Origin of the sequence: Janthinobacterium sp. LM6 (genome assembly GCF_002002885.1) — a bacterium.
In the GTDB taxonomy this organism is placed as follows: Bacteria; Pseudomonadota; Gammaproteobacteria; order Burkholderiales; family Burkholderiaceae_D; genus Janthinobacterium; species Janthinobacterium kumbetense.
Genome location: NZ_CP019510.1, coordinates 5,390,643 through 5,416,360 on the forward strand (window position 1 = coordinate 5,390,643; position 25,718 = coordinate 5,416,360).

A 25,718-nucleotide genomic window follows, 5' to 3' on the forward strand; every position below is an offset into this window, starting at 1 on the left:
GCCACGGTGCGCCAAGCCGCTTAGCGCCACATCCCGGCATGACATATAATGAGAATCATTCTCAAATGCGGCATTCCTGGCTGCGGACTCATACATCGGACGCCGTGGTTGCACGCTATTACCAAGAACTGTTGAACTTTTGCTGGCGCAGCTTGCGCAACCGCGAGGCCGCTGCCGACCTGGTGCAGGAAAGCTATGCGCGCGTGCTGGGCGAAGCGGCCGTGCGCGAACCGCGCGCGCTGCTGTACCGCACGGCGCGCAATCTGCTGATCGACCAGCACCGCCGCGCCGCCTTGCGCCAGCACGAGGAGCTCGATGCCCTGCCGGAGGCCGCGCATCCGGCCGCCCCCCGTCATCTGCAGCCGGAGCAGGCGCTGGAAAGCAGCCAGGACTGGCAAGCCTGCGTGGCCGCCATCGACGCCTTGCCGCCCCGCTGCCGCGACGCCTTCGTGCTGCACGTGTTCGAGGAATTGCCGCACGCGCAAATCGCCGCGCGCATGGGCATTTCCGTGAGCATGGTGGAAAAACATATTGCGCGCGGCATGCTCAGTTGCCAGGCGCAGTTGCATTCTTTGCGGGAAGCCACATAATGGCGCCCATGACCGCCCACCCGCCCCGCCATGATTTCGGCCCCTCTGCCCAGGAGCAGGCGGACTTGCACGAGTACGCCGACTTTGCCGCCACGCAAGATGGCGTGGCGCTGGCGGCCGCCACCTGGTTCAGCCGGCGCGGCAACCTCGATGCACAGGGCCAGTCGGAGTTTGCCGCCTGGCTGGCGGCCGATGCGCTGCACGCGCAAGCGTATGCGCAGCTGCAGCAGACCCGCCGCGCAGCGCGCAAGATTCCCGCGCAGGTCGCCGCGCGCTGGGCGGTGCCCCCGGCGGCGGCGGCGCCATTGCCCCGCCGCCCGTTTCTGCGCTCCCTGCGCTCCCTGCGCGCGCTGCCGTATGCGGCCGCCGCCATGCTGCTGCTCGGCGTGGGCGTGGGCGGCTACCAGTGGTGGCAGCAGCAAGCCGTGTTCAGCCAGTCGTATGCCACGGCGCGGGGCCAGCGCCTGGCCGTCGCCCTGCCCGACGGCAGCCTGATGCAGCTCGATACGGCCACGCAACTGCACGTCACCCTGTACCGCCAGCGCCGCGAAGTGCGCCTGGCGCACGGCGAAGCGCTGTTCCAGGTGCAAAGCAGACAGGGCCAGCCCTTCGACGTGCTCAGCGGCCCCTTGACGGTGACGGTGGTGGGCACGCAGTTTGCCGTACGCAACACCCTGGCCCAGGACGGCCAGTTGCGCGTGGCCGTGCAGCATGGCCAGGTGCGCGTGGCGGGTAGGCGGCAAGAGCAGGTCGACCTGACGGCCGGCCAGGGCGTCAGCAGCGATGCCGGCGGCCGCCTGTCGGCCATCGCCAGCCTGGCCCCGGGCAGCGTGGCGTCGTGGCGCGACGGCAGGATCACCTTCGACAATGTGCCGCTGGGCGCGGCGCTGGCCGAGTTCGAACGCTATGGCGACACGGGCTTCGTCGTGCGCGATCCCGCCGTCGCCAGGCTGCGCATCGGCGGCAGCTTCAACCTGACCCAGCTGGACCGTTTCGCCGCCGCCCTGCCGCAGCTCTTGCCCGTACACGTCGTACGCGATGGCGCCGTCAGCGAGATCCGCATGGCGCCGAAAGCCGCCGCGCAGGCGCCGGCCATGCACCTGCAAAAAAACAAATGAAAATAATTCGCATTCGCAGGTGAGGGTTTTCTCCGCTGCCGCGTCTACCAAGTTAATCGACAATAAATTAACCTGGAGAAATGCAACATGTGGTCCCCCCGCCTCAATCTGACACCCGCTCCCCTCGCCCTGGCCGCCATGCTGGCCTTGGGCAACATCCCCCTGGCACAGGCGCAAACCTTGTCCCCCGTCAAACTGGCCATCGCCGCCCAACCGCTGGGGCAAGCCCTGAATGAGCTGGCGCGGCAAGCCAATCTGCAACTGCTGTTTGCGCCGGAACTGGTGGCCGGCAAGACGGCGCCCGCCGTCAGCGGCACCCTGAGCGTGGCCGACAGCCTGGAGCGCCTGCTGGCCGGCAGCGGCCTGGCCGCCAGCATCGACGGCAACAGCGTCATCATCCGCCCCGCGCCCGCCGCCACGGGCAAAGTGGCGACCCTGGCGGAAATCACCGTCAGCGCGCGCCAGGACGCGACCATCGATACCGAGCTGACGAAGTCGTATGCGGCGCAAGCGGTGAGCATCGGCAAGGGCCGGCAAAGCCTGCGCGACATTCCCCAGTCCGTCTCCGTGCTGACGCGCCAGCAGCTGAACGACCAGAATTTGCTGAACCTGGACGACGCCATGCGCGGCGTGACGGGCATCACCGTCGAAGCGAGCAGCACGGGCGGCAACCACGGCAATTTTTACTCGCGCGGCCATGCGCTCGACGCGGTACAGGTCGATGGCGTGATGACGCCCGCCAGCACGGGCAACGACCTGTCGGCCGGCTACGGCCTGGCCATCTATGACCGCGTGGAAGTGCTGCGCGGCCCCGCCGGCCTGTTCCAGGGCGCGGGCGACCCGGGCGGCACCATCAACCTGGTGCGCAAGCGGGCGCGCGACACCTTCGCCGCCAGCGGTGTGCTCAGCGCGGGTTCCTGGGACCGCTATTATGCGGAAGCGGACGTCACTGGCCCCCTGAGCGCGGACGGCAAGGTGCGCGGCCGCCTGGTGGCCGCGTATGAACACCGGCGCTCCTTCGTCGACCACGTGTATGCGGAAAAACCGCTGCTGTACGGCACCGTCGCCATCGACCTGGCGCCGGGCACCGTGCTGACGGGCGGCGTCACCTGGCAGGAATACAAGGGCCGTCCCGCCTTCGGCCTGCCCGCCTATGAAGACGGGCGCCTGCTGGACGTACCCCGCTCGACCTACCTGGACCCGGCCTGGAACCACATCACGGAAAAGGTCACGGAATATTTTGCCGAACTCGATCACAAGCTGGACAACGGCGGCCAGTTCAAGGTGACCGCCCTGTCCCGCGAACAGGACGAACCATCGCGCCATTTCGGCTGGTCCGATTGTTCGGCAGACCCTGTCACGGGCGACAGCTGCCTGAAAACCTGGAGCTACCGCAGCCACTGGAAGACGCAGGGACTCGATGCTTTCCTGGCCACGCCCTTCCAGGCGTTCGGCCGCAGCCACGACCTGATCGTGGGCACCGACTACCGCCAGGTGCACAAGAATTTCCGCTACGGCGGCGGCAAGGTCACCCCGATCAACATCTACCATCCGGATAACAATATCCCCCAGCCCAGCTACACTTTTACTGACGGTAATGACAACCGCACCAAACAGTTCGGCCTGTACGCGCGCACCCGCCTGCAGGCAACGGACCGGCTGGCCGTCAACCTGGGCGGGCGCCTGACGCACTGGGACAACCATGCCGTCAACCGCAATACGTATTTCAACCAGTTCACCGACGTCAGCAACACCATCAAGGCCAAGTTCACGCCGTACGCGGGCCTGGTCTATGAGCTCGACAAGCAGGTGTCGGCCTACGGCAGCTACACGCGCATCTTCTCGCCCCAGACCACCACGGACGCAGCCGGCCAAACCCTGAAGCCGCGCACGGGCCAGCAATTCGAACTGGGCTTGAAGGCGGAACTGTTCGACAAGAACGTCAATGCGCATGCGGCCCTGTTCCGCATGGAAGACGAGAACCGCGACATGCCCGATCCGGCCAACCCGCTGTTTTCCATCGGCGCCGGCAAGATGCGCAGCCAGGGCCTGGAAGCCGAGCTGAGCGGCAGCCCCCTGCCGGGCTGGAACATCACGAGCGGCTATTCCTACACCAGCACGCGCACCCTCGAAGGCAGCGATGACCAGAAAGCGCAACTGTATTCCTTCATCGCGCCTCGCCACAACTTCAACCTGTGGTCCAATTACCGGCTCGCCGGCGCGCTCGACAAGATCAGCGTGGGCGGCGGCTTGCGCAGCGTCAGCAGCATGTACCGCCTGAACGGGCCCGTGAAATTCGAACAGGGCCCCGTCACCACGGTGGGCTTGCAGGCGGGCTACCGCCTCAGCCCCACGCTGGAGCTGTCGTTGACGGTGAACAACCTGTTCGACAAAAAATACTACACGCGCGTGTGGGCCGCGTATGGTTCCAACTTCTATGGCGAACCACGCAATGCCATGCTGACCCTGCGCGGCCAGCTGTAAAGCCCGCGCTTGCGCGCTTGCACGGCCACCGCGTCACTGCGGTGGCCGTGCTCGTTTACAACATCGCACTCTTGCATGTCTCGCAACCTCACACTATAATAAGAATAGTTCTCATTCACATTTGGATTCCGTTCGGAGTCCGCATCCCGCATTCCCGCCTGCCATCGACCGGCCAGGACGGCGTGGCTGATGCGCAGCTGGATGACACGCTGCGCCAGCCAGGCATCCCCGCCAAGCAAGCCTTCCCGTATCAATAACGAAAAAGGTCGTTTCATGGCGCGAGCACGTTCGCTGGCCGGCGCTGTCGCCGCCACTTTCCGGTACGTTGCACCGCTGCGACAACCACGTTTCTCACCACCAACTAAGGCATACACCATGCACCTCACTTCCATCGCGCGCCTCGGCGCCCTCGCCGCCGCCCTGCTGGGCGCGACCCTCGTTTCCGGCACGGCCAGCGCGCACCAGATCTGGCTGCAGCAGGACGGCAAGGCGGCCAGCGTGTACTTCGGCGAATTCGGCGACAACCTGCGCGAAGCCTCGCCCGGACTGCTGGACAAGTTCAGCATCAAGAACGCGACATGGGTGTCCGCCAAGGGCGCGCAGCCGTTGCTGGCGAGCAAGACGGCCGGCGCGTTCATCCTGAACGGCAAGGTGGGCGCCGGCGAAAGCATCATCGTCGAGGAAGACAACTACCCGTCGTGGGAAGAGAAGAAGGATGGCAAGGCCACGCGCACCGTGTGGGTCCCGGCCGCGCGCCTGGTCGCCGACGGCAAGGCGCAAGCACAAGCGCTGACCCTGGACCTGGTGCCGACCGGCAAACCAGGCCAGTTCCAGGTCAGCTACCTGGGCAAGCCGCTGGCGCAAGCCAAGGTCAACGCCGTGGTGCAGTCGGGCTGGGGCAAGGAAGCGTGGAGCGATGCGCAAGGCCTGGTCAGCTTCCCGCTGCCATGGAAAGGCACGTATGTGCTGGAAGTGCAGCACACGGACAAGACGGCCGGCCAGCGCGGCGCGCAAGCGTATGACAAGGCCATGTTCGTGACCACCCTGAGCCTGGTGCAGCCGCAAGGCGTGACGCCGCTGCCGGCCGGTCCGGCCCTGCCACCGAGCAAGGATCACGACTGACCATGCCAGCGCCAGCCATCATTAAAATGCCGCGCCTGCGGCTCTCCGCCGGGGCCGTCTACCGCCTCGGCGTGGCTTCGCGCAGCGCGGCGGCCATCGTCGGCGGCTACGTGCTGGCCGCGCTGGTCACCATGCTGCTGTCGGTGAGCCTGCCCATGGCCCGCTCCGAAGCCGTCATGACGGCCACCCTGCTGTCGTTTGCCATCTATACCTGCGCCGTGATGTGGGTCTTCGCCACGCGCAGCGCCCTGCGCGCCTGGCTGGGCCTCGCGATCCCCGCCGCCGTCATCGCCGCCATCCTGCAATCGATGGACGCACTATCCTGGAGTCTCGCATGAAAGAAGGTTTCCGCCAGTCGATGGCATGGCTGCACACCTGGTCCGGCCTGCTCGTCTGCTGGATCTTGCTGCTGGTGTTCTGCGCCGGCACGGCCAGCTACTACCGCAATGAAATCACCGTGTGGATGCAGCCCGAACTGCATGGCGCCGCCGCCAGCGACGTGACGACGGAAGAAGCGGCCACCGTCGCGCAACAGGCGATGCAGGAGCGGGCCACGGGCGCCACGCGCTGGTTCATCAGCCTGCCCGGCGAGCGCAATCCCGCTACCCAGCTGGGCTGGAGCAAACCGTCGCAACCGGGCGAAAAGAAGCGCGGACGGCGTGGCAATTTTCATAGCGAAAAGGCCGACCCGGCCACGGGCGAAGTGCTATCGAAGCCGCGCGAGACGCGGGGCGGCGAATTCCTCTACCGCCTGCACTTCGACCTGCATTACATGCCGGCCATCTGGGCCCGCTGGATCGTGGGTTTCTGCGCCATGTTCATGTTCGTCTCCATCATTAGCGGCATCGTCACGCACAAGCGCATCTTCAAGGATTTGTTTACCTTCCGGCCGAAGAAGGGCCAGCGCTCGTGGCTGGACGCGCACAACGTGACGGCCGTGCTGGCCCTGCCCTACCACATCATGATCACCTACACGGGCCTGGTCACGTTGATGTTCCTGTACATGCCGTCCGGCGCCACGGCCGCTTACAAGGGCGACCAGGACGCCTTCTTCGCCGAAGCCTTCCCCGGCCGTTCGGGCGACAGTAAGCCGGCCGGCGTGGCCGCGCCGCTGACGCCGTTCGCGCCCCTGGTGCGCCAGGCGGAACAGCACTGGGGCGGCGGCAAGGTCGAGCGCATCTCCGTCAACCACCCGGGCGACGCCAACGCCACCATCACGCTGTCGCGCGCGTCCGGACGCGACATGTCGTCGAAGCAGCCGTCGCTGGAATTCGATGGCGTGTCCGGCAAGCTGCTGGCCACCGACGGCGACGCGCTGCCCGGCGCGGCCGCCACGCACGGCGTCATGTATGGCTTGCACATCGCGCATTTCGGCGGCCCGCTGCTGCGCGCGCTGTTCTTCCTCTCCGGCCTGGCCGGCTGCGCCATGGTCGCCACGGGCGCCCTGCTGTGGGCCGTCAAGACGCGCCAGAAGCAGGCCAAGGCGCTGGCCGCCGGCAAGCGCGCCAGCTTCGGCCTGCGCCTGGTGGAAGCGCTCAACATCGGCGCCATTGCGGGCATCCCGATCGCCTTCGGCGCCTACTTCTGGGCCAACCGCCTGCTGTCGGTGACGATGGAAGACCGGGCGAAAGAAGAAATCGCCTGCTTCTTCGGCGCCTGGGCCCTGGCCGCCATCATCGCCCAGCTGCGCCCGTCGCGCGCCATGTGGCGCATGCAACTGGCCGCCGGCGCCTTTCTGCTGGCGTCGCTGCCCGTGCTGAACGTCTTCACCACCGAATCGCACCTGGGCGTGACACTGTTCCTGGGCCGCGGCCCTGTGGCTGTGGCCGCCTTCGACCTGGTGGTGCTGGTGCTGGGCCTGGGCCTCGCGTATGCGGCGTTCAAATTGAAACCGCTGCCCGTGAAGGCAGCCAAGGCGGCACCGGTGAAACCGGCGCAGACGATGGAGGCCGCGTGATGGAGCTGTTAGCCGATTTCCTCGTCTTTGCCTTGTGCTACGCAGGCCTGTCCTCGCTGTGCCTGGCGATGGACCGCCACTACGCCGACCTGCACGGACGCGGCGCCGAACCGCCCGCGCCGCTGCGCCGCCGCCTGCAGTGGACGGGGTCGCTGGCGCTGACTGCCGGCCTGGCCTGGGCCATGCACATCGCCGGCGGCGGCTACGGCCTCGTCTACTGGGTCGGCAGCCTGACGGGCTGCGGCTTGCTGCTGATCTGGCTGCTGCCCTACGCGCCGCACCAGGCCATGCGCCTGGCGCGCCTCATCGGCGGCGCGGCCGTGCTGGCCGCCATCGCGCTGGCCGTGTTGTAGCGGGACTGGCTGCGCCGCCACGCGACGGTCATGCGTGGCGGCGCAGCAACAGCGCATTGCGCCGCCACGCCCGGCGCGCTAAAATGAGAATAATTCTTATTTGCATTAAGGTTTTCCCTACCATGCCAGGCAGTCCGTTCGCGCCCTCTCCCCTGCTGCCCACGCAGCTGGAAAACCATTACCGCGCGCACCATGGCTGGCTGGCACACTGGCTGCAGCGGCGCCTGGGCAATGCTTTTGATGCGGCCGACCTGATGCAGGATACCTTCGCGCGCCTGCTGGCCGGCACCCCGGCACAGCCGCAAACGCCGGCCCTGCGCGCGCCGAAAGCCTACCTGGCGACCGTCGCCAAACACCTGCTGATCAACCACTTGCGCCGCCAGTCGCTGGAACGCGCGTGGCTGGCAGCACTCGCTGCCCTGCCCGAACAGCATCTGCCATCGACCGAGCAGCGCGTGGAAATCCTGCAGGCGCTGCAAGCGGTCGATGCCATGCTCGACGGCCTGAAACCGAAGGTGCGCGCCGTCTTCATCCTGGCGCAGATCGAAGGCCATGCCTATGCGGACATCGCCGCGCAACTGGGCATCGGTGAGCGCTCCGTGAAGCGCTACATGGCCGAGGCGCTGACCGAATGCGTGCTGCTGGCGCCGGACCTGCTGCCATGACCGCGGCCGCGCCACCATCTCCGCTGCTGTCGCGCAAGGTGGCGCGCCAGGCCGTCGAATGGTATTTGCTGGAGCAGTCAGGCCGGGCCACGCCGGACGACCTGGCCGCCAGTGCGCAGTGGCGCGCGCTCGACCCGGAACACGCGCGCGCCTGGAACAGGGTGCAGCAAGTGAGCCAGACAGCCGGTCTGCTGCCGCCGGAGCTGGCCGTGCCCGTGCTGCGCCGTCCGCAGCGCCGCGTGGCCGTGCAGCTGCTGCTGGCGCTGATGGCGGCGCCCGCCGCCTGGCTGCTGGCGCGCCACGAGATACTGGCCGATTACCGCAGCGGCGTGGGCGAGCGGCGAGACATATCCTTGCCCGACGGCGGTACCCTGGTGCTCAACACGGACAGCGCCGTCGATGTGGCGTATGGCCCCGACGAACGCCGTCTGACCCTGCGCCGCGGCGAAGTGCTGGTGCAGACGCGCCCCGACCACGCGGGCAGCCGCCCTTTCATCGTGGCCACCTGCCATGGGCGCATCCGCGCGCTGGGCACGCGCTTCACCGTGCGCGTCGACGACGACGGCAGCCGCGTGACGGTGCTCGAACACGCGGTGGAAATCACGCCGCGCGCCCCCTCGGCCACCGTCCGCACGCTTATGGCGGGGCAGCAAAGCCACTTCGACGCCAGCCACGCCGGCCTGCCCACGCCGGCGCCGCTGCAAGCCGACGCGTGGGCGCGCGGCATGCTGGCGGCGCAGGACATGCGCCTCGACGCCTTCGCCTTCGAGCTGTCGCGCTACCGCCCCGGCCTGCTGCGCGTGGAACCGCAGGTGGCGGGCTTGCGCCTGTCGGGCGCCTTCCAGCTCGACGACACGGACGCCGTGCTGGACAGCCTGGCGCGCATGCTGCCCGTCGACGTGCTGTACCGCACCCCGTACTGGGTCACCATCGCGGCCCGCCAAAAATAGTTTACAAAAGTGGCCCCTTTTTTCACCCCCGCCTGTCCTGTGAGTATTACAACGACACTCACCGGAAAGGCAAGACCATGCACCCTCCTCGTCTGACTCCCCTCGCGCGCGCCATCGGCAGCGCCGTGTTCCTGCTGTCGCTGGCCCAGGCGCCGGTCATGGCAGCCGATGCCGCCGCCGCGCCAGTTGCCGCGCAAACGGCCTTCAACGTGCCGGCGGGCGAGCTGTCCGCCGCCATCGCCAGCTTTGCCATCGAGGCGAAGGTGAGCGTGGGCGCGGCGGCCGAACTGCTGCAAGGCGTGCGCACGCCGGGCCTGAGCGGCAGCTACACGGTGCCGCAGGCGCTGGCCCGCCTGCTGGCCGGCACGGGCCTCGAGGCACTGCCCAGCGGGGAACGCAGCTACGTGCTGCGCAAGTCGGGCGCTGCCTCGCCCGCCGCGCCGATCGCCGCCACGCTGGGCGAAGTGGCCGTCAGTTCCAGCGCCCTGCGCGACGGCACCACGGAAGGCAAGCGCGGCTACGCAGGCCTGACCAGCGCCACGCGCCTGAACCTGTCGCTGCGCGAAACGCCGCAAGCCGTCAGCGTCATCACGCGCCAGCAGATCGAGGACCAGGGCTTGCAAACCCTGCAGGACGTGCTGCTGCAGGCGCCCGGCATCACGGTGGACCATTCGTCGAGCACGCGCGAATACGACCAGGTGTTTTCCCGCGGCTTCGAAGTCACGTCGTACATGTTCGACGGCATCCCGACCAGCAAGAGCCTGGAAGCGCGCACCTACGACATGGCCATCTACGACCGCGTCGAGATCATCCGCGGCGCGACAGGCCTGATCAGCGGCACGGGCAGCCCGTCGGCCGCCGTCAACCTGGTGCGCAAGCGCCCGGGCCGCACGTTTGCCGCCACGGCCGGCGCGCAGCTGGGATCATGGGACCGCTACCGCGTCGAGGGCGATGTCTCGACGCCCTTGACGGCGGACGGCAAGGTGCGCGCGCGCCTCGTCGCCGCGCATGAAGACCAGCGCTCGTTCATCGACCGCTACCAGCAGAAAAAGGACGTGCTGTACGCCATCGTCGAAGCGGACCTGTCGCCTTCGACGGTGCTCAGCGCCGGCATCAACTACCAAAAGGAAAAGCTCAAGGGCGCGGGGCGCGAATTCCCCGTGTTCTACGCCGACGGCTCGCAGACCCATTTTCCCCGTTCGATGAACGGCACCGCCGCGTGGAGCACGTATGACCGCGAACAGAGCATGCTGTTCGCCACGCTCGACCACTATTTCGACAACGACTGGATCGCCAAGGTGGCCGTCAGCCGCAGCAGCAACCAGTACGACGCCCTGCAGGGCTTTTCCGGCAACGGCTACCCGGACCGCGTGACGGGCGGCGGCATGAAGCTGTGGCTGGCCAACTGGCACAGCAAGCCGCAACAGACCGCGCTCGACGCGTACGTGAGCGGCCCGTTCCAGGCCTTCGGCCACCAGCATGAACTGGTGCTGGGCGTGAGCGCCTCGGAACTCAAGACGAATGGCCCCATCTACCCGAACTGGCGCCTCGACGGCTACGACTACACGGTGCCGGATATCCACGCCTGGCATGGCGCCATGCCGGTGCCCGACTACAGCGGTACGCGCCTGGGCTCCTCGTACGACAAGGAACGGGAAAGCGGCGTGTATTCGACCCTGCGCCTGCGCCCGACGGACGCGCTGTCGGTGATTGTCGGGGCGCGCCTGTCGTACTGGAAGCGCGACATCCGCAGCGATTATTTCAACGACACGGACCTGTACGACGCCATGCGCGAAAACGGCAAGATCACGCCGTATGCGGGCGTGGTCTACGACCTGGGCCAGCACTGGTCGGCTTACGCCAGCTACACCAGCATCTTCACGCCGCAAAGTCAGCGCGACGTCAACAGCCGCTTCCTGGCGCCGCTGGAAGGCAAGAACTACGAAGTGGGCGCCAAGGGCGAATTCTTCGGCGGCAAGCTCACCACCAGCGCGGCCCTGTTCCAGCTGAAGCAGGAAAACCTGGCGGAAGCCGATCCGGGCAACATCTGGATCACCGGCACGGGCGGCGGTTCCTACGCCTATCACACGGTGAAGGGCGCCACCACGCGCGGCTTCGAGGCGGAAGTATCAGGCCAGCTGCGCCCCGACTGGCAACTGACGGCCAGCTACGCGTATAGCCGCATCCGCAACGCCGCCGGCGAACGTATCCAGACCAACCAGCCGCAGAACATGGCCAAGCTGTGGACCACGTGGCGCCTGGCGCAGGGCCTGCCTGGCCTGGTGCTGGGCGGCGGCGTGTACTGGCAGAGCGATATCTACATGGATGACCGCGGACCGAACGGCGAACGCTTCACGCAGAAGGCGTATGCCGTGACGGGACTGATGGCGCAGTACCAGGTCACGCCGCAGCTGGTGGCGACCCTGAACGTGAACAACGTCTTCGACAAGAAGTACTACTCGACGGGCATGGGCGGCTACTACGGCGATCCGCGCAACGCCATGCTGTCGCTGCGCTATCAGTTCTGAATGGCTTCGCTGCTTTTGAGCAGCACCTCGATGCCCTCGGGCGCCATGGCGCGGCCGAGGAAATAGCCAAACGCCTCGTCGCAGCCCATCTCGGCCAGCAGTTCCAGCTGCTCGCCGCTTTCCACCCCGCCGGCGATGGTGCGCAATCCCAGCGTGCGCGCCATCGCCACGATGGCGCGCACCATGGCGCCGTCGCCGCCGGGCTTGCCCACGTCGTCGACGAAGCATTTTTCGATCTTCACGGCATCCGTGGGAAAGCGCTTCAGGTAATTGAGCGAAGCGTCGCCCGTGCCGAAATCGCTGATGGCGATTGCCATGCCCAGCTGGCGGAACTGGCGCAATATCAGTTCGCAGTTCTGGTTGCGGTCGATCAGGATGCCGGCGGCGATTTCCAGCTCGATGCAATGCCCCGGCACGCCTGCCGCTTCCAGCGCGGCGGCGAAATTGCGCGCGATGTCGCGCTGGTAGAACTGGCGCGCCGACAGGCTGACGGACACCGTCAGCATCTGCCCCTGCGCGATCCACCTGCGCGCCTGTTCCACCGCCGTGGCCATCACCCACGCTCCCACCGGCAGGATCAGGGCGATTTCCTCCAGTACCGGTAAAAAGTCGAGCGGCATCATCAGGCCCAGCTCCGGGTGCTTCCAGCGCAGCAGCGCCTTCACGCCCGTGATCGTGCGCGTCTTCAAGTCCATGCGCGGCTGATAGAACAGGGCGAATTCATTGCGTTCGAGCGCGTGGCGCAAGGCCGTCTCGAGGATGGTGCGCGAATACGACTGCGTCTGCATGCGCGGCGCGTAGCGCAGGCAGGTGCCGGGCGCGTGGCGCTTGGCCGCATACATGGCCAGGTCGGCCTTTTCGATCAGCGCATTGACGTCGTCGTCGTCGTCCGGGTACAGGGCCACTCCCACGCTGGCCGCCACCGACAGGCTGTATTCGCCGATGACGAAGGGGGCGGCGATGGCGCCGACGATTTTCTCGGCCACCCGCTCGGCATCGTGCGCCGTGCGCAGTTCCGTCAGCAGGATGATGAATTCGTCGCCGCCCTGGCGCGCCACCGTGTCGACCTTGCGCACGCACTGCTGCACCCGGCGCGCGAACTCCGTCAGCACCTGATCGCCCACGTCGTGCCCCAGGCTGTCGTTGATGGATTTGAAGCGGTCGATATCGACGAACAGCACCGCCAGCAACGCCTGGTGGCGGCGCGCGTAGGCGATGCCGTGCTCGAAGCGGATCTGGAAATGCAGCCGGTTCGGCAAGCCCGTCAAGCCATCGTGGTGGGCGATGAATTCCAGCTGCTGCTCGGCGCGCCGGCGCGCCGACACATCGTGCAGCAGCAGCACCGCGCCGCCCTGCGCCAGCGGCGCGCAGCTGTACTGCACATCGATGCGCTTGCCGTCGAGATGGCGCAGCAGCACGGCGCCGCGCGCCACTTCCAGCACTTCCTGCTGCGCCACGCAATCGCGCACCTGGCGCGCCGCATCGATGGGCGTGCCGTCATGGAACAACGGCAGCAGCTGCGTCACGGGCTGGCCCAGGCCATCGTCGCCCAGCAGCCCGCCCATGGCGCTGGCGCGGGGATTCAGGTAGCGCACCACGCCAGCGTGGTCGGTGCCGACGACGGCCGCCGGCAAGGCGTGCAGCAGCGCCAGCGCATCTGCCATGCGCTGCGCCTGCGCCGCCTGCAGCACCACGCCTGTCGCATGGCGCAGGCGCCACGTGCGCGCCGCCTGCCACTGGCAGGCCAGCAGCACGCTCAGCATCACGGCCAGGGTCAGGCACAGCGCCAGCAGCAGCGTCGTCATGCGTCACCCGGCAGGCAAGAGGTGGAAGACATGCTTTTCCTTTGCAACGCGCGCCATGCGGCCCGGCGCAGAACCATGCGGAAAGGAAATAGTATAAGAATTCCGGCGCGATATTTGCCTGATCGGGCACCGCTTGACTGGTGTCAATCACGGCGAGCCGTGATCACTGTTGCAATCCTCCCACAGACAATCTCACCAATTATTGCAACAATTGCTGCGTAGCACTAAAATGAGAATGATTCTCATTCCTGGGAGTCAACTCCATTCATCTGAGTCCCTGCGCCCACGCCAGGACCGCAGCGGCATGGCCAGGCAAGCCAGGCGCAACACTCCCCAGCGACGCATATTTTGAAACAGGCATCCGCCTGCTTCATCCACCACATCACCGCGACACCGGGAGTAGTCAATGACAATACACAGCGCACAGCGAAAGGCCGCCGCATTGGCGCCGACCCTCATGGCCGCGGCCATTCTCGGCACCTTGGGTGCACCAGCCCATGGCCAGACGCAGCAGCAGGAACAGAATCTGCCCGAGGTGCGCGTCAACGCGCAGGCCGCCTCCGCCACCACCGAAGGCAGCGGCTCCTACACCAGCGGCAGCATGAACGCGGCCACGCGCCTGAACCTGTCCGTGCGCGAGACGCCGCAATCGGTCAGCGTCGTCACACGCCAGCAAATGGACGACATGAATATCCGCTCGGTCGAGGACATCGCCAATATCACGCCGGGTCTGAGCCTGAACAAGGGCGCCACCGAGCGGGCCAGCTTTTATTCGCGCGGTTTCTCGATCAGCAATTTCACGGAAGACGGCCTGACCATGTCGGCCGACGGCGACACCCTGGGTTTCGCTACCCTGGCCATGTACGACCGGGTCGAAATCCTGCGCGGCGCGGCCGGCATGCTCAATGGCGTGGGCAACCCGTCGGGCACGATGAATTTTGTGCGCAAGCGCCCTACGGCGCAGAACGAGGTGTCGCTCACGGGCAGCATCGGCCGCTACAACGACTACCGCGGCGAAGTCGATGCGCGCGGCGCATTGAACCAGGCGGGCAGCCTGCGCGGGCGCGCCGTGGCCGCCTACCAGGATACCGACACGTTCATCTCGAACTACCGCCACAAGCGCGCCCTGCTCTACGCCACCGCCGATGCCGACCTGTCGCGCGACACGACCCTGAGCGTGGGCTTTCACGTCAACGACGAGCGCAATCCCGGCTCCACGTGGTACGGCTTGCCAACGGCGCTCGATGGCAGTTTCCTGCCGCTCGACCGCTCGGCCAGCAACGCACCCGACTGGACCTTCTGGAATAAGAAAAACACGCGCCTGTTCGCCGAACTCGAACACCGGCTGGGCGACGGCTGGAAGGTCAAACTGGCGGCGCAGGCGCTGCAGGACGAACTCGACTCCGTCGTCACGGGCATCGCCCGCGTGCCGAAGACGAATCTGTTCCGCCTCAGCGCGGCCAACGCCTTTGTCTACGACCGCCAGCAGCGCATTGTCGATGCGCAGGCAGCCGGCCCTTTCAGCCTGCTGGGCCGCCGCCATGAAATCGTCTTCGGCGCCAACTACCGCACGCGCGATACCGAGGACAAGGGCTACAAGTCGGTCCCCGACTACAGCTACACCTTCAACCCGGTGCGCTGGAATACGGGCGCGCCCGTGAAACCCGCGATCGGCACGTTCTATTATGGCCAGGACAGCAAGACGAAACAGACGGGCGTCTACACGACGGCCCGCTTCAGCCTGGCCGATCCGCTGGCCCTGCTGGTGGGCGGCCGTGTCGACTGGTACGACTATCGCGCCATCAACACGTTGACGGGCGCGTACTCCGGCTACAAGGTGAGCCGGGAAGTCACGCCATATGCCGGCTTGGTGTACGACGTCGACGCCCACCACTCGCTGTACGGCAGCTGGACCAGCATCTTCAATCCGCAAAGCGCTGTCGACAGGAATGGCGTGCTGCTCGATCCCGTCACGGGCATCAACATGGAAGCGGGCGTGAAGGGCGAATACTTCGGCGGCGCGCTGAACGCCTCGGCGGCCGTGTTCCGCATCGTGCAAAAGAACCTGGCGACAGCGCTGCCGCTGACGCAGTGCGGTCCCGGCCTGCTGTCTTGCTCCGAGGCGGCCGGTGAAGTGCGCAGCGATGGGTTTGAACTGAGCGTGTCCGGCGCGTTGACGCCGCGCTGGCAGGTGAGCGCGGGCCTTACCTACAACACGGCCGAATACGCCAGGGCGCAAGGCAGCAATGCCGTCGGCGCGCGCTATGCGGCCGAGCGCCCCAGCCGCCTGCTGCGCCTGTCCACCAGCTATCGCCTGTCCGATGCGTGGCGCGTCGGCGGCGCGCTACGGGCGCAGAACCAGATCTACAAGACCAACAGCGCCATCCGCCAGGGCGGCTACGCGGTGGCCGACCTGAACGCGGGCTGGCAAGTGAACCGCCAGCTCGACGTGCGCCTGAGCGTGACCAACGTCTTCGACCGCAGCTACTACCAGGCCATCAGCAGCATCGACAGCGGCAATGCATACGGCGATCCGCGCAGCGCCGTGCTGACGGCGAAGTACACGTTTTAAGCCAGCGCCAGCCGGCCCGGCTTCAGTTCCGGCGTCGACGCCAGCGCCGGCGCCGCATGCAGCTTGAAGATGCTGACGGCGTCGGCCAGGCTGGCCGCCTGCTGCTGCAGCGCGTCCGCGGCGGCGGCGGCCTGCTCCACCAGGGCCGCGTTCTGCTGCGTCACGCCATCCATCTGGCTGATGGCGATGCTGATCTGCTCGATGCCGTCGCGCTGCTCCACGCTGGCCACGGCGATCTCGCCGATGATGGCGTTCACGCGCTGCACGCTGCTCACCACGTCGTCCATCGTGCGCCCCGCCTGGCCGGCCAGCACGCTGCCCTCTTCCACCGTGCGCACGGATTCGCCGATCAGCTGCTTGATTTCCATGGCCGCTGCGGCCGAGCGTTGCGCCAGATTGCGCACTTCCGTCGCCACGACGGCGAAGCCGCGTCCCTGCTCGCCCGCGCGCGCCGCTTCCACGGCCGCATTCAGGGCCAGGATATTCGTCTGGAAGGCAATACCGTCGATGACTGCGATGATGTCGACGATGCGCTTCGACGAAGCATTGATATGGCTCATGGTCTGCACCACCTGCGCCACGGCCTCGCCGCCGCGCTGCGCCACGTCGGAAGCGCCGCCGGCCAGCTGGCGCGCCTGGTCCGCGTTGTCGTTATTCTGCCGCACGGTGGACGTCAGCTCGATCATCGAGGCGGCCGTCTCTTCCAGCGAACTGGCTTGCTCCTCCGTACGCGACGACAGGTCCATGTTGCCGCTGGCGATTTCAGCGGACGCCGTGGCGATGGCGTCCGTGCCGGCGCGCACGCGGCCCACGATGGCGGCCAGGTTGCCGCTCATCGCTTTCAAGGCCCGCAGCAGGTCGCCGATTTCATCGCGGCTGCCATCGGCCACCACGGCGCGCAAGTCGCCGGCCGCCACCTGCTGGGCGATGCCGACGGCCGCGCCCAGCGGCACCGTGATGCTGCGGATCAACCACCACACGGTGATGGATCCCACGACCAGGGTCACCAGCACGGTGGCCAGCATGGCGATGCTGGCGCTGCGGTGCGCGGCCGCATCCCGCTCCTTCATCTGCGCCATCAGGGCATGCGACTGCTTGCCGATGGCGGCGACGATGGCGTCGATCTGGCGCGTCGGTTCGCGGTCCATGCCCTTGACCAGCGCATCGACCGTGTGGGCGCTGTCGGCGCGCGCGCCATCAAATTTTTGCAGCGCCGCCAGGTAGCTCACGCCCAGCGCGTCGTGCGCCTGCAGCGCATGCTCCACGGGCGCCGTATCGAGCTTCAGCTCCCCCATCATGGCTTGCAGGCTTTTCAATTCCTTGCGCGTCTGCGCGCCGCTGGCGACAAACGCTTCGCGGTAGCGCTGGAAGGCGGCCGCATCGCCGCCGCGCAGCAGAATGTTTTTCCATTCCTGCACCTGGATCTTGAATTCCACCTGCGCGCTGCGCGCCGCGTCGACCGCTTCCGTCAGGGCGACGGAACGCTGCATGGCGTCCGCGCTGCGCGCACTGGCCGCGTCGAGCGCGCTCCAGCCACGCGCACCGACGAACACCAGTGCAAGAAAGAAGAAGGCGCCCAACAGACCCAGGCGGACGGAGATTTTCAGATTCGCAAGTTGCATGTGTTTCTCCCGGCGGCAAGAACAGGATGGCAACAAAGGCGCCGCCAAAAACTATCCAATTCTCACCAAACAGGGAAATCATGCGGCGCGCCCCGTGAAAAACCAAGCAGCGCTTTCGTTAGAGAAACACTTTCAACATAGAAACAACAAATTACACGGTAAGGTTGACTGTCTGGCCATATTGCCGCGCCCACAGGATGGTCAGGCAGGCAATCCTGCCGGTGACCTCAGCACGCCGCAGCCGCTCCCGCAAACTCCGCGCGCAGCAGCGGATACAGGCGCCGGTAGCGCGCCAGGCGGTCGTCCAGCACGGCGGACGCTTGCGGCGCCACCGTTTCCTGCACGGGCGGGCGCGTGCACACCTGCGAGGGCTGCAAGCCCGTCACCGCCATCTGCGCCAGCCGCGCCGCGCCCATGGTACCGCCAGCCACGCCGTGGTCGTGGCGCAGCACGTTCAAGCCCGAGGCATTCGCGCACAGCTGCGCCCAGAAGCGGCTGCGCGAACCGCCGCCCACGAATGACGCTTCCTGCAGGTGCGTGCCGGCGCTGCGCAGGGCCGCATTGCCGTCGGCCATGGCAAAGGCCACGCCTTCCATCACGCTGTAGGCGAGTTCCGCGCGCCCGTGTTCCGTCGACAAACCGAAAAACACCCCGCGCGCGGAGGCGTCGTTATGCGGCGTGCGTTCGCCGCTCAAATACGGCAGGAAGATGGGCGCCGTGCGCGCCTCGACGTTTTCCGCCACCCTTGCCAGTTCGCCGATGTCGCCCGACTGCGTCAGCCGCGCCACCCAACTGAGGCTGGAGGCGGCGCTGAGGATCACGCTCATCTGATGCCAGCGCTCGGGCAGGCAATGGCAGAACGCGTGCACGCCCTGGCCCGGGTTCGGCGCAAAACCGTCGCTGCCGGCGAACAGCACGCCGGACGTGCCCAGCGACAGCAGGCCGGCGCCCGGCTCCACCACGCCCAGGCCCACGGCGGCGGCGGCGTTGTCTCCCGCGCCGCCGGCCAGCAGCACCGCATGCGCGATGCCCCATTCCTGGCACAGCGAGGATCGCACCTGCGCAGCGGCGGCGCTGCCTTCGACGAGGCGCGGCATGTGCTCGCGCGACAAACCCGTGGCGGCCAGCATGCGCTCGGACCAGTCGCGCCTGGCCACGTCCAGCCACAGGGTGCCGGAAGCGTCGGACATGTCGGAGACATACTCGCCCGTCAGGCGCAGGGCCACGTAATCTTTCGGCAGCAGGACCTTGGCCGTGGCGCGGAACAACGACGGTTCGTACTTTTGCAGCCACAGCAGCTTGGGCGCAGTAAAACCCGGCATGGCCTGGTTGCCCGTGATGGCGCGCGACTCTGGCACCAATGCTTCCAGTTCCACGCATTCGGCAAACGCGCGCGTGTCGTTCCACAGGATGGCCGCGCGCAGCACGTGCTGCTGCTTGTCGAGCAGGGTGGCGCCATGCATCTGGCCCGACAGGGCGATGCCGCGCAAGCCGGAAAACGCCACCGGCTGCGCGGCGCGGATGGCGGCGATGACGTCCAGGGTGGCGTGCCACCAATCCTCGGGATTCTGTTCCGACCAGCCGGGATGGGGACTCGACACGCGCAGCGTCACGCCGGCGCTGGCAAGGATGGCCTGGGCGTCATCGGTGAGGATGGCCTTGACTTCGGAAGTGCCGATATCGATACCGAGATAAGTCATTTGATTCCAAAAGAAAGTTAAGAATGGCCGTCGCCTGACGGCTCGGGCATGTTCATAAGCAGGCAGGAGCGGAATTTCGACGGCGACATCTGCTTGTGGGCCAAAAACTGGCGGTTGAAATTGGAAAGGTTGTTGAAGCCCGTGCGATAGCAGATATCGGTGACCTTCATGTCCGTATTCATCAGCAGCTCGCAGGCCAGCGCGATGCGCTCCTGGTTCACGTATTGAATGAACGAGGTGCCCGTATGCTTGCGGAAGAAACGCGTGAATTTCAAGGTGTTCATTTCCGCCACGTCGGCCACGTCCTGCTCGCAAAAATCGAGCGTGATGTTCTGCTTGATGTAGGCCAGCACCAGGTTGATGGTCGACGACATGTAGCGGCCCGCCTGCGCCAGGTAAGTGACGCTGGCCAGCGGGCGCCGCTCGCGGCAGTCGCACAGCTCGCCGAACAGGCGCGTAAACAGTTCGACGCGGCGCAAGCCCTGCGCCGTCGTCAATTCCTTCATCAGCGGCACCAGGCGCAGGCCCAGCGCATCGGGAAATTGCAGCCCCCTGCCTGCCTCGCCCAGCAGGGCTTTCAGGGGCGCCATTTCCGGGAACAGCAGCGCGCAGCGTTCGATGAAGTCGCTGGAAAACTGCAGCACCAGGTCGCGCTCGGGCAGGACCACGCCTTCCGGCAGTTCGCTGACCCAGTTATGCGGCAGGTTCGGCCCCGTCAGGATCAGGTTGCCCGCGCCGTAACTGCCGATATGGTCGCCGATAAAAAATTTGCCGCTCGATGTAATGATGAAGTGCAGCTCATACTCGGGATGAAAATGCCACTTCGCCACGGTATGCGGAAAGCCGTGCGCCCACGCGCGAAACGATTCGTGGATCGGTTTGTGGATCAGTTCCAGGTCAGGCGTCACGGCAGTTCCCTTGCACGGTCTCGGTGCCAGCTATTCTAACCACTTACTGACCACTGAGCGCCACGGCCAGCCCGCTGTCGGCGTCGAACAGATGCATGTGCTCTTCATCGAAGGCCAGCGCCAGGGTCTGCCCTACCTGCGCCGCGCTGTTGGCCGCATTCGCCGGCAGCAGGGCGGACAAGGTCAAGGCGCCGCACTGAAAGCTGATCAGCGCTTCCGCGCCCAGCAGCTCGACCAGGTCGATGGCGCATGCCAGGCCATGCGTACCCGCCGGCTCGTCCGGCCGCGCCGCGCGCAAGTGGTTCGGCCGCAGGCCGAAGACCACGCGCGTGCCGGCCGCCAGCGCGGCGAAGCGGGGCGACGTCAATGGCCAGCGGTAGCCGGCGCACACCAGCACCGTTTGCCCACCGTCTTTTTCGACGACGCCATCGATGAAGTTCATGGCAGGGGTGCCAATGAACCCTGCCGCGAACAGGGTGCGCGGATGGTTGTACAGCTCCGCCGGCGTGCCGATCTGCTCGATATGCCCGCCCTTCATCAGCACCACCCGGTCGGCCAGGGTCATGGCCTCGAGCTGGTCGTGCGTGACGTACAGGGTGGTGGTGCGCAGGCGGCGGTGCAATCGCTTGATGTCGGCACGCAGCTGCGCGCGCAGTTTGGCATCCAGATTCGACAGCGGTTCATCGAACAGGAATACCTGCGGCGTCTTGATCATGGCGCGCGCAATGGCCGTGCGTTGCTGCTGGCCACCCGACATGGCGCGCGGCTTGCGCTCGAGCAGGCTGTCCAGGCTGAGGATGGCCGCCACCTCGCGCACGCGGCGCTCGATCTCGTCGTTCGGCACCTTCAGGCGGCGCAAGCCGAAGGCGATATTGTCGTACACCGTCATGTGCGGATACAGCGCGTAATTCTGGAATACCATCGCCACGTTGCGCGCGCGGGGCGGCAAATCGTTGACGACGGCGCCGCCGATCAACAGCTCGCCGCCGCTGATGTCTTCCAGGCCCGCGATCATGCGCAACAGGGTCGACTTGCCGCAGCCCGAAGGCCCCAGCAGGACGATGAATTCGCCGTCATCGATTTCCAGGTCGAACGGCTGCAGCACTGCCGTCTTCTCGTCATAAGTCTTGTGCAGCTGCCTGCAGGCGATGTTTGCCATGGTTAAGCTCCTGCCAGTTCGATCTGGATCTTGACGTCGCGCGGGTGGCCCTTGGCCGCTTCCTCGAACGCCTGCACGCCGTCGGCAAAGCCGAAGGTACGCGAAATGAAGGGCTTCACGTCGATCTTGCCGGAGGCCAGCAAGGCGATGGCGCGCGGGAAGATGTTCGCGTAGCGGAACACCGACTCAATGCGCACTTCCTTGGCCTGGATGGCGACGATATCCAAAGGTACCTTATCCGGCGGCATGCCGACCAGCACCAGGCAGCCGTTCGGACAGAGCAGATCGATGATGTCGTCATAGGCACGCATGCTGCCGCTGGCTTCAAAAACGATGTCGGCGCCCCAGCCATCCGTCAGCTCGCGCACCGTATCGGCCAGGCTGGCCTGGCGCACGTCGACCGTGGTCACGGCCGGGTTGCCGGCGAACAGGGCCAGTTTTTCCGGCACCAGGTCGGCCAGGATCACACGCGAGCAGCCGCCCGCCAGCGCGGCCAGGGCATTCATGGCGCCAATGGTGCCGGCGCCGATCACCACGGCCACGTCGCCCGGCTTGATGGCCGCCTTCTTGGCCGCCTGCAGGCCGATGGCCAGCGGTTCGACGATGGCGCCTTCGCCGAAGCTGACGTTGTCGGGCAGCTTGAAGGTGAACGAGGCCGGATGCACGACATACGGCGTGAGACAGCCGTGGATGGGTGGCGTGGCCCAAAAGCGCACGGCCGGGTCGAGGTTGTACAGGCCGCGCATGGTGGCCGGCGAATCGAACTGCGGCACGCCCGGCTCCATGCAGACCCGGTCGCCCACCTTCAGGTGCGTGACTTCATCGCCCACTTCCGCCACCACGCCGGATGCCTCGTGACCGAGCACCATCGGCGCCTCGACGGCGAAGGGGCCGATCTTGCCATGCTTGAAGTAATGCACGTCGCTGCCGCAGATGCCCACGGTATGAATCCTGATTTTCACGTCGCGCGGGCCGACGACGAGCGGCACGTCGATGTCGCGCAGGGTGATTTTTTCCGCTTGTTCCAGTACGAGTGCTTGCATGATGGACTTCCTTATTTATGTTTGAGCATGGAGTTGAGCAGCCGCCCCAGGATGCCGACGAACAGCAGCGGCGGCAGCGCCAGCAGCACGGTGGAGGCGTTCACCACGCCCCACGGCACTTCCTGCCCCATCGAGGTAAACGCCGACGCCACCACGGGCAGGGTCATGCTTTTCGAGGAGGTGAGCGCCAGTGCGATCATCAGTTCATTCCAGACCAGCACGAAGCTGAAGACGATGCCGCCCATCAGGGTCTTCGAGGCCACCGGCAGGGCCACGTGCCAGAACACCTGGTAGGGGCCGTAGCCGTCGAGCGCCGCCGCTTCCTCGATCTCTTTCGGGATGCGGGCAAACGCGGGAATCGACAGCCAGATGATGGTCGACAGGGTCACCAGCAGATACGTCACCACCATCGACAGGCGCGAGTCGTACAGGCCCAGGTCGATCCAGATCGAGATCAAGGGAATGGCGACGGCGACGGGCGGCAAAAAGCGCAGGGAGAGCAGGAAGAACTGGATATCCTTCTTGGCAGGGATCGGATAGCGGGCGATCGCATACGCGGCCGGCACGCCCAGCACGGCGCCCAGCAACACGGCCACGCCGACGATGGCCACGCTGTTGCCCAGCCCCGTCAGCACTTCCGGGCTGGCCAGCACCTGCTGGTAGTTGGCCAGGGTCGGGCTGAAGAAAAAGCGCGGCACGGGCGTGACGATGTCCATCAGCTCCTTGAAGGAATTGAGCACGGCCCACAGGATGGGGAACAGCGCCACCAGGATAATCACGGTAGTGATGGCGGTGGTGGTGACGGCACCAAAGCCGCGAGAGAGCGTCAGTTTTCCCATTTGGCGACCCGCTTCCAGAGTAAGGTGAAGATGACGGTGGTGGCCAGCATCATCAGCACGGCCATGCTGGACGCGTACGACACCTTGCCCATCAGGCCGATGCCTTGCGCATACGCATACATGTCCAGCGTTTCGGTGGAGATGCCGGGGCCGCCCTTGGTCATCACGTAGATCAGGTCGAACGAGCGCAGCGACTCGACCATCTTGATGAACACGAGACTCATGATCGGTACCTTCAGCATCGGCAGCGCGATATACGCATACACCTGCAAGGTGCTGGCGTAGTCGAGGCGCGCCGCTTCCAGCGGTTCGGCGGGCAGGGTTTCCAGCAGTTTCAGGATGACGGCGCCGAAGAACAGGCCCCACTGCCAGATATCGACCAGCGCCACCGCGTACAGGGCCGTGGCGGGGTCCGACAGTAGCGCCGTGCCGCCCAGGCCCACGATTTCCAGCAGCCAGTTCAAAATGCCCATCAGCGGCGAATACATGAACTTCCAGATGAAGGCGGCCGAGACGCGCGGCAGCAGCACCGGCACGATCAGGAGCAGCGCGATGACGTCACGCGTGCGGCCCTTGACTTTCTCGAACAGGAACACGGCCAGCAGCACGCCGAGGAGCAGCGATCCGGCCACGGTGACCACTTCCCAGATGGCCGACACCTGCACGGCATTGAGGAAGCGGCGGTCGCCGAACAGGCGGAGAAAATTGGCAAAGCCGATGTAGTCGCTGTCGCTGTAGCGCAGCACGCGGTTTTGCAGGGCCAGGTTGATGGCGGCGATGCTGGGCACCAGGCCCAGTATCAGCAGGATCAGCAGCGGCAGCGTCAGAAAGACGGCCGGCAGCCAGGTATGGCGTTTTTTACGGATGGAGTGCGACATAAGGATCAGCTTTCAGGCGAGGATAGACAGGCGCTGGCTTTAACCCCAAGGCGAATACCGGGGTCGGACCCTCAGGGTCCGACCCCGGCTGTTCCGATGTTGGGGTAAAAATTACTTACGCTTTTGCGCCCGCTGCATCACTTCCGTCGCATACTCATTCGCTTCATCGAGCGCGCTTTGCACGTCACCGCGCGTGCCCGTAAACACTTCTTCCAGCACTACGCCCAGGTTGTCGCCGATGTCCGGCCACTCGGGGCTGGGCCAGATGGTGACGCGCGAGACGGGCGTGGTGTCCGTCAGCCCCGCCTGGATCTGCGGCTTGACGTGCTTGCGGAAGTATTCGCTGGCGATGGTGCTGCTGCGGTTGTAGTCACTGAAGACCTTGTCCTTCAGGCGCGCTTGTTCCTGTTCCTTGCCCGTGGCGAAAGCGATGAACTTGCCGGCCGCCTGGCGCGTGCATTCATCCTTCGCGCCCGTGGCGGAGATGGCCAGGCCGTGGCCATAGGCGGCAGACGCCAGCGGCGCGGGCGGGCGCGCGTAGCCGACCTTGTCGACCACCGAGGATTTTTTCGGGTCTTCCATCCAGTCGGCAAACGGCGTCGACTCGATCATGAAGGCCACCTTGCCCGACCTGAACGCTTCGAGCGCGTTGCTCCAGTCGTAGGTGGCACCGCCCGGCGGCGAGTACTTGAACAGCTCGCGGTACAGGGTCGTCGCCTTGACGGCCTGCGGCGAATTGAAGGCCGGCACGCCATTATTTTCCCACTTGCCGCCGGCGGCCAGCATGAACGGCGCCCAGCGCCACACATTCATGCCCGAGCCGCGCTGGCCCCGCGCCGCCCAGCCATACACATTCGGCGGGCTGTTGAGTTTTTTCACGGCGGCGACCAGTTCGTCGAGCGTCTTCGGCACGGCGATGCCGGCCTTTTCCAGCAGGTCGCGGCGGTAGAACAGGAAGTCGCTGCCGCCGATCAGGGGCGCGAAATACGCCACGCCCTTGTACGAGGCGACGGCGCGGCGGCCCGGCAGGAAGTCGTCGTAATCGGCGTCCTTGGGCAGGTATTTGAGCAGGGGAACGACCCAGCCTGCCGTGGCAAATTCGGCCACGTTGGCTTCATCGATGTAATAGATCTGGTAGGAGCCGGCCTTGGTGGAAGCGTCGAGCCTGGCCTTGGAGCGGCGGTCGTTTTCACCGAAATAGCTGATCTGCACCTTGGTGCCGTTTTTCTTTTCATACTCGGCCAGGGTCTTTTCCATCACGGTCAGGCCCAGGCTCTTTTGCGCCAGCACCTTGAGGACGGGCACCGAGCAGCTTTGCGCCGATGCCGCCGGCATCGATGCACAGGCGGCGGACATGACGCCGCCCCATGCAATAGCAGTAACGATTTTCATCACGAGTCTCCAGTTTTTATAGTCCGGCGGTTT

General features: G+C 66.1%; 19 protein-coding genes and 1 pseudogene. 11 read left to right on the forward strand and 9 right to left on the reverse strand.

The genetic code is table 11. The features are described 5' to 3' along the window. Nucleotides 1-104 precede the first annotated feature (104 nt). From BZG29_RS23680 to BZG29_RS23730, 10 genes are all read left to right on the forward strand, one after another. Nucleotides 105-590 carry a sigma-70 family RNA polymerase sigma factor gene (locus BZG29_RS23680; RefSeq protein ID WP_171985095.1) on the forward strand — a complete coding sequence of 162 codons (486 nt, stop codon included), beginning with the start codon at nucleotides 105-107 and terminating at the stop codon, nucleotides 588-590. Next, nucleotides 590-1,708: a FecR domain-containing protein gene (locus BZG29_RS23685; protein ID WP_150131034.1), complete on the forward strand. Its 1,119-nt coding sequence runs from the start codon at nucleotides 590-592 to the stop codon at nucleotides 1,706-1,708. Before BZG29_RS23680 ends, BZG29_RS23685 begins: the two co-directional genes overlap by 1 nt. A gap of 87 nt (nucleotides 1,709-1,795) precedes the next feature. After that, entirely contained in the window at nucleotides 1,796-4,192 is a 2,397-nt protein-coding gene (locus tag BZG29_RS23690) for a TonB-dependent receptor (RefSeq protein WP_150131035.1), read from the forward strand. A 375-nt stretch (nucleotides 4,193-4,567) separates the two neighbouring features. Then, entirely contained in the window at nucleotides 4,568-5,314 is a 747-nt protein-coding gene (locus BZG29_RS23700) for a DUF4198 domain-containing protein (RefSeq protein ID WP_077408080.1), read from the forward strand. 2 nt (nucleotides 5,315-5,316) lie between these two features. Beyond that, nucleotides 5,317-5,652: a DUF3649 domain-containing protein gene (locus tag BZG29_RS23705; protein WP_150131036.1), complete on the forward strand. Its 336-nt coding sequence runs from the start codon at nucleotides 5,317-5,319 to the stop codon at nucleotides 5,650-5,652. Next, complete coding sequence (locus BZG29_RS23710; RefSeq protein ID WP_077408082.1) at nucleotides 5,649-7,271, forward strand: PepSY domain-containing protein; 1,623 nt, start codon at nucleotides 5,649-5,651, stop codon at nucleotides 7,269-7,271. The genes BZG29_RS23705 and BZG29_RS23710 overlap by 4 nt, the downstream gene beginning before the upstream one ends. Further along, on the forward strand, nucleotides 7,271-7,624 hold the full coding sequence (locus BZG29_RS23715) for a DUF3325 domain-containing protein (protein ID WP_077408084.1): 354 nt from the start codon (nucleotides 7,271-7,273) through the stop codon (nucleotides 7,622-7,624). The genes BZG29_RS23710 and BZG29_RS23715 overlap by 1 nt, the downstream gene beginning before the upstream one ends. A 122-nt stretch (nucleotides 7,625-7,746) precedes the next feature. Continuing rightward, the gene (locus BZG29_RS23720; protein WP_077408086.1) at nucleotides 7,747-8,289 is read left to right on the forward strand and encodes a sigma-70 family RNA polymerase sigma factor; all 543 of its coding nucleotides are present in this window, start codon (nucleotides 7,747-7,749) and stop codon (nucleotides 8,287-8,289) included. Continuing rightward, a complete protein-coding gene (locus BZG29_RS23725; protein ID WP_150131037.1) occupies nucleotides 8,286-9,239 on the forward strand; it encodes a FecR domain-containing protein in 954 nt (317 codons plus the stop codon). Before BZG29_RS23720 ends, BZG29_RS23725 begins: the two co-directional genes overlap by 4 nt. A gap of 77 nt (nucleotides 9,240-9,316) precedes the next feature. Beyond that, the gene (locus BZG29_RS23730; protein ID WP_077408090.1) at nucleotides 9,317-11,767 is read left to right on the forward strand and encodes a TonB-dependent receptor; all 2,451 of its coding nucleotides are present in this window, start codon (nucleotides 9,317-9,319) and stop codon (nucleotides 11,765-11,767) included. Here BZG29_RS23730 and BZG29_RS23735 read toward each other — a convergent pair. Next, nucleotides 11,758-13,572 (reverse strand): EAL domain-containing protein, encoded by a 1,815-nt coding sequence (locus BZG29_RS23735; protein WP_077408092.1) that lies wholly within the window; start codon nucleotides 13,570-13,572, stop codon nucleotides 11,758-11,760. The two genes, BZG29_RS23730 and BZG29_RS23735, sit on opposite strands and share 10 nt — an antisense overlap. Nucleotides 13,573-13,978: 406 nt before the next feature. On the opposite strand from BZG29_RS23735, the gene BZG29_RS23740 reads away from it, so the two are divergent. After that, entirely contained in the window at nucleotides 13,979-16,144 is a 2,166-nt protein-coding gene (locus BZG29_RS23740) for a TonB-dependent siderophore receptor (RefSeq protein ID WP_077408094.1), read from the forward strand. Here BZG29_RS23740 and BZG29_RS23745 read toward each other — a convergent pair. The 8 genes and pseudogenes from BZG29_RS23745 to BZG29_RS23780 form a co-directional block, all read right to left on the reverse strand. Then, nucleotides 16,141-17,766, reverse strand: coding sequence for a methyl-accepting chemotaxis protein (locus tag BZG29_RS23745; protein WP_077408096.1), 1,626 nt, complete (start codon nucleotides 17,764-17,766; stop codon nucleotides 16,141-16,143). The two genes, BZG29_RS23740 and BZG29_RS23745, sit on opposite strands and share 4 nt — an antisense overlap. Before the next feature lie 227 nt (nucleotides 17,767-17,993). Then, a complete protein-coding gene (xylB, locus tag BZG29_RS23750) occupies nucleotides 17,994-19,466 on the reverse strand; it encodes a xylulokinase (RefSeq protein ID WP_077408097.1) in 1,473 nt (490 codons plus the stop codon). 17 nt (nucleotides 19,467-19,483) lie between these two features. Next, entirely contained in the window at nucleotides 19,484-20,374 is an 891-nt protein-coding gene (locus BZG29_RS23755) for an AraC family transcriptional regulator (RefSeq protein ID WP_077408099.1), read from the reverse strand. A 70-nt stretch (nucleotides 20,375-20,444) separates the two neighbouring features. Continuing rightward, nucleotides 20,445-21,533, reverse strand: a pseudogene (gene ugpC / locus BZG29_RS23760) (sn-glycerol-3-phosphate ABC transporter ATP-binding protein UgpC); the annotation flags it as partial. 2 nt (nucleotides 21,534-21,535) lie between these two features. Further along, nucleotides 21,536-22,576 carry an NAD(P)-dependent alcohol dehydrogenase gene (locus BZG29_RS23765; protein ID WP_077408103.1) on the reverse strand — a complete coding sequence of 347 codons (1,041 nt, stop codon included), beginning with the start codon at nucleotides 22,574-22,576 and terminating at the stop codon, nucleotides 21,536-21,538. An 11-nt stretch (nucleotides 22,577-22,587) separates the two neighbouring features. Continuing rightward, nucleotides 22,588-23,415, reverse strand: coding sequence for a carbohydrate ABC transporter permease (locus tag BZG29_RS23770; protein WP_077408105.1), 828 nt, complete (start codon nucleotides 23,413-23,415; stop codon nucleotides 22,588-22,590). Beyond that, complete coding sequence (locus BZG29_RS23775; RefSeq protein ID WP_077408107.1) at nucleotides 23,403-24,293, reverse strand: carbohydrate ABC transporter permease; 891 nt, start codon at nucleotides 24,291-24,293, stop codon at nucleotides 23,403-23,405. Before BZG29_RS23775 ends, BZG29_RS23770 begins: the two co-directional genes overlap by 13 nt. Nucleotides 24,294-24,404: 111 nt before the next feature. Further along, nucleotides 24,405-25,685: a sugar ABC transporter substrate-binding protein gene (locus BZG29_RS23780; protein ID WP_077408109.1), complete on the reverse strand. Its 1,281-nt coding sequence runs from the start codon at nucleotides 25,683-25,685 to the stop codon at nucleotides 24,405-24,407. Nucleotides 25,686-25,718: the final 33 nt, after the last annotated feature.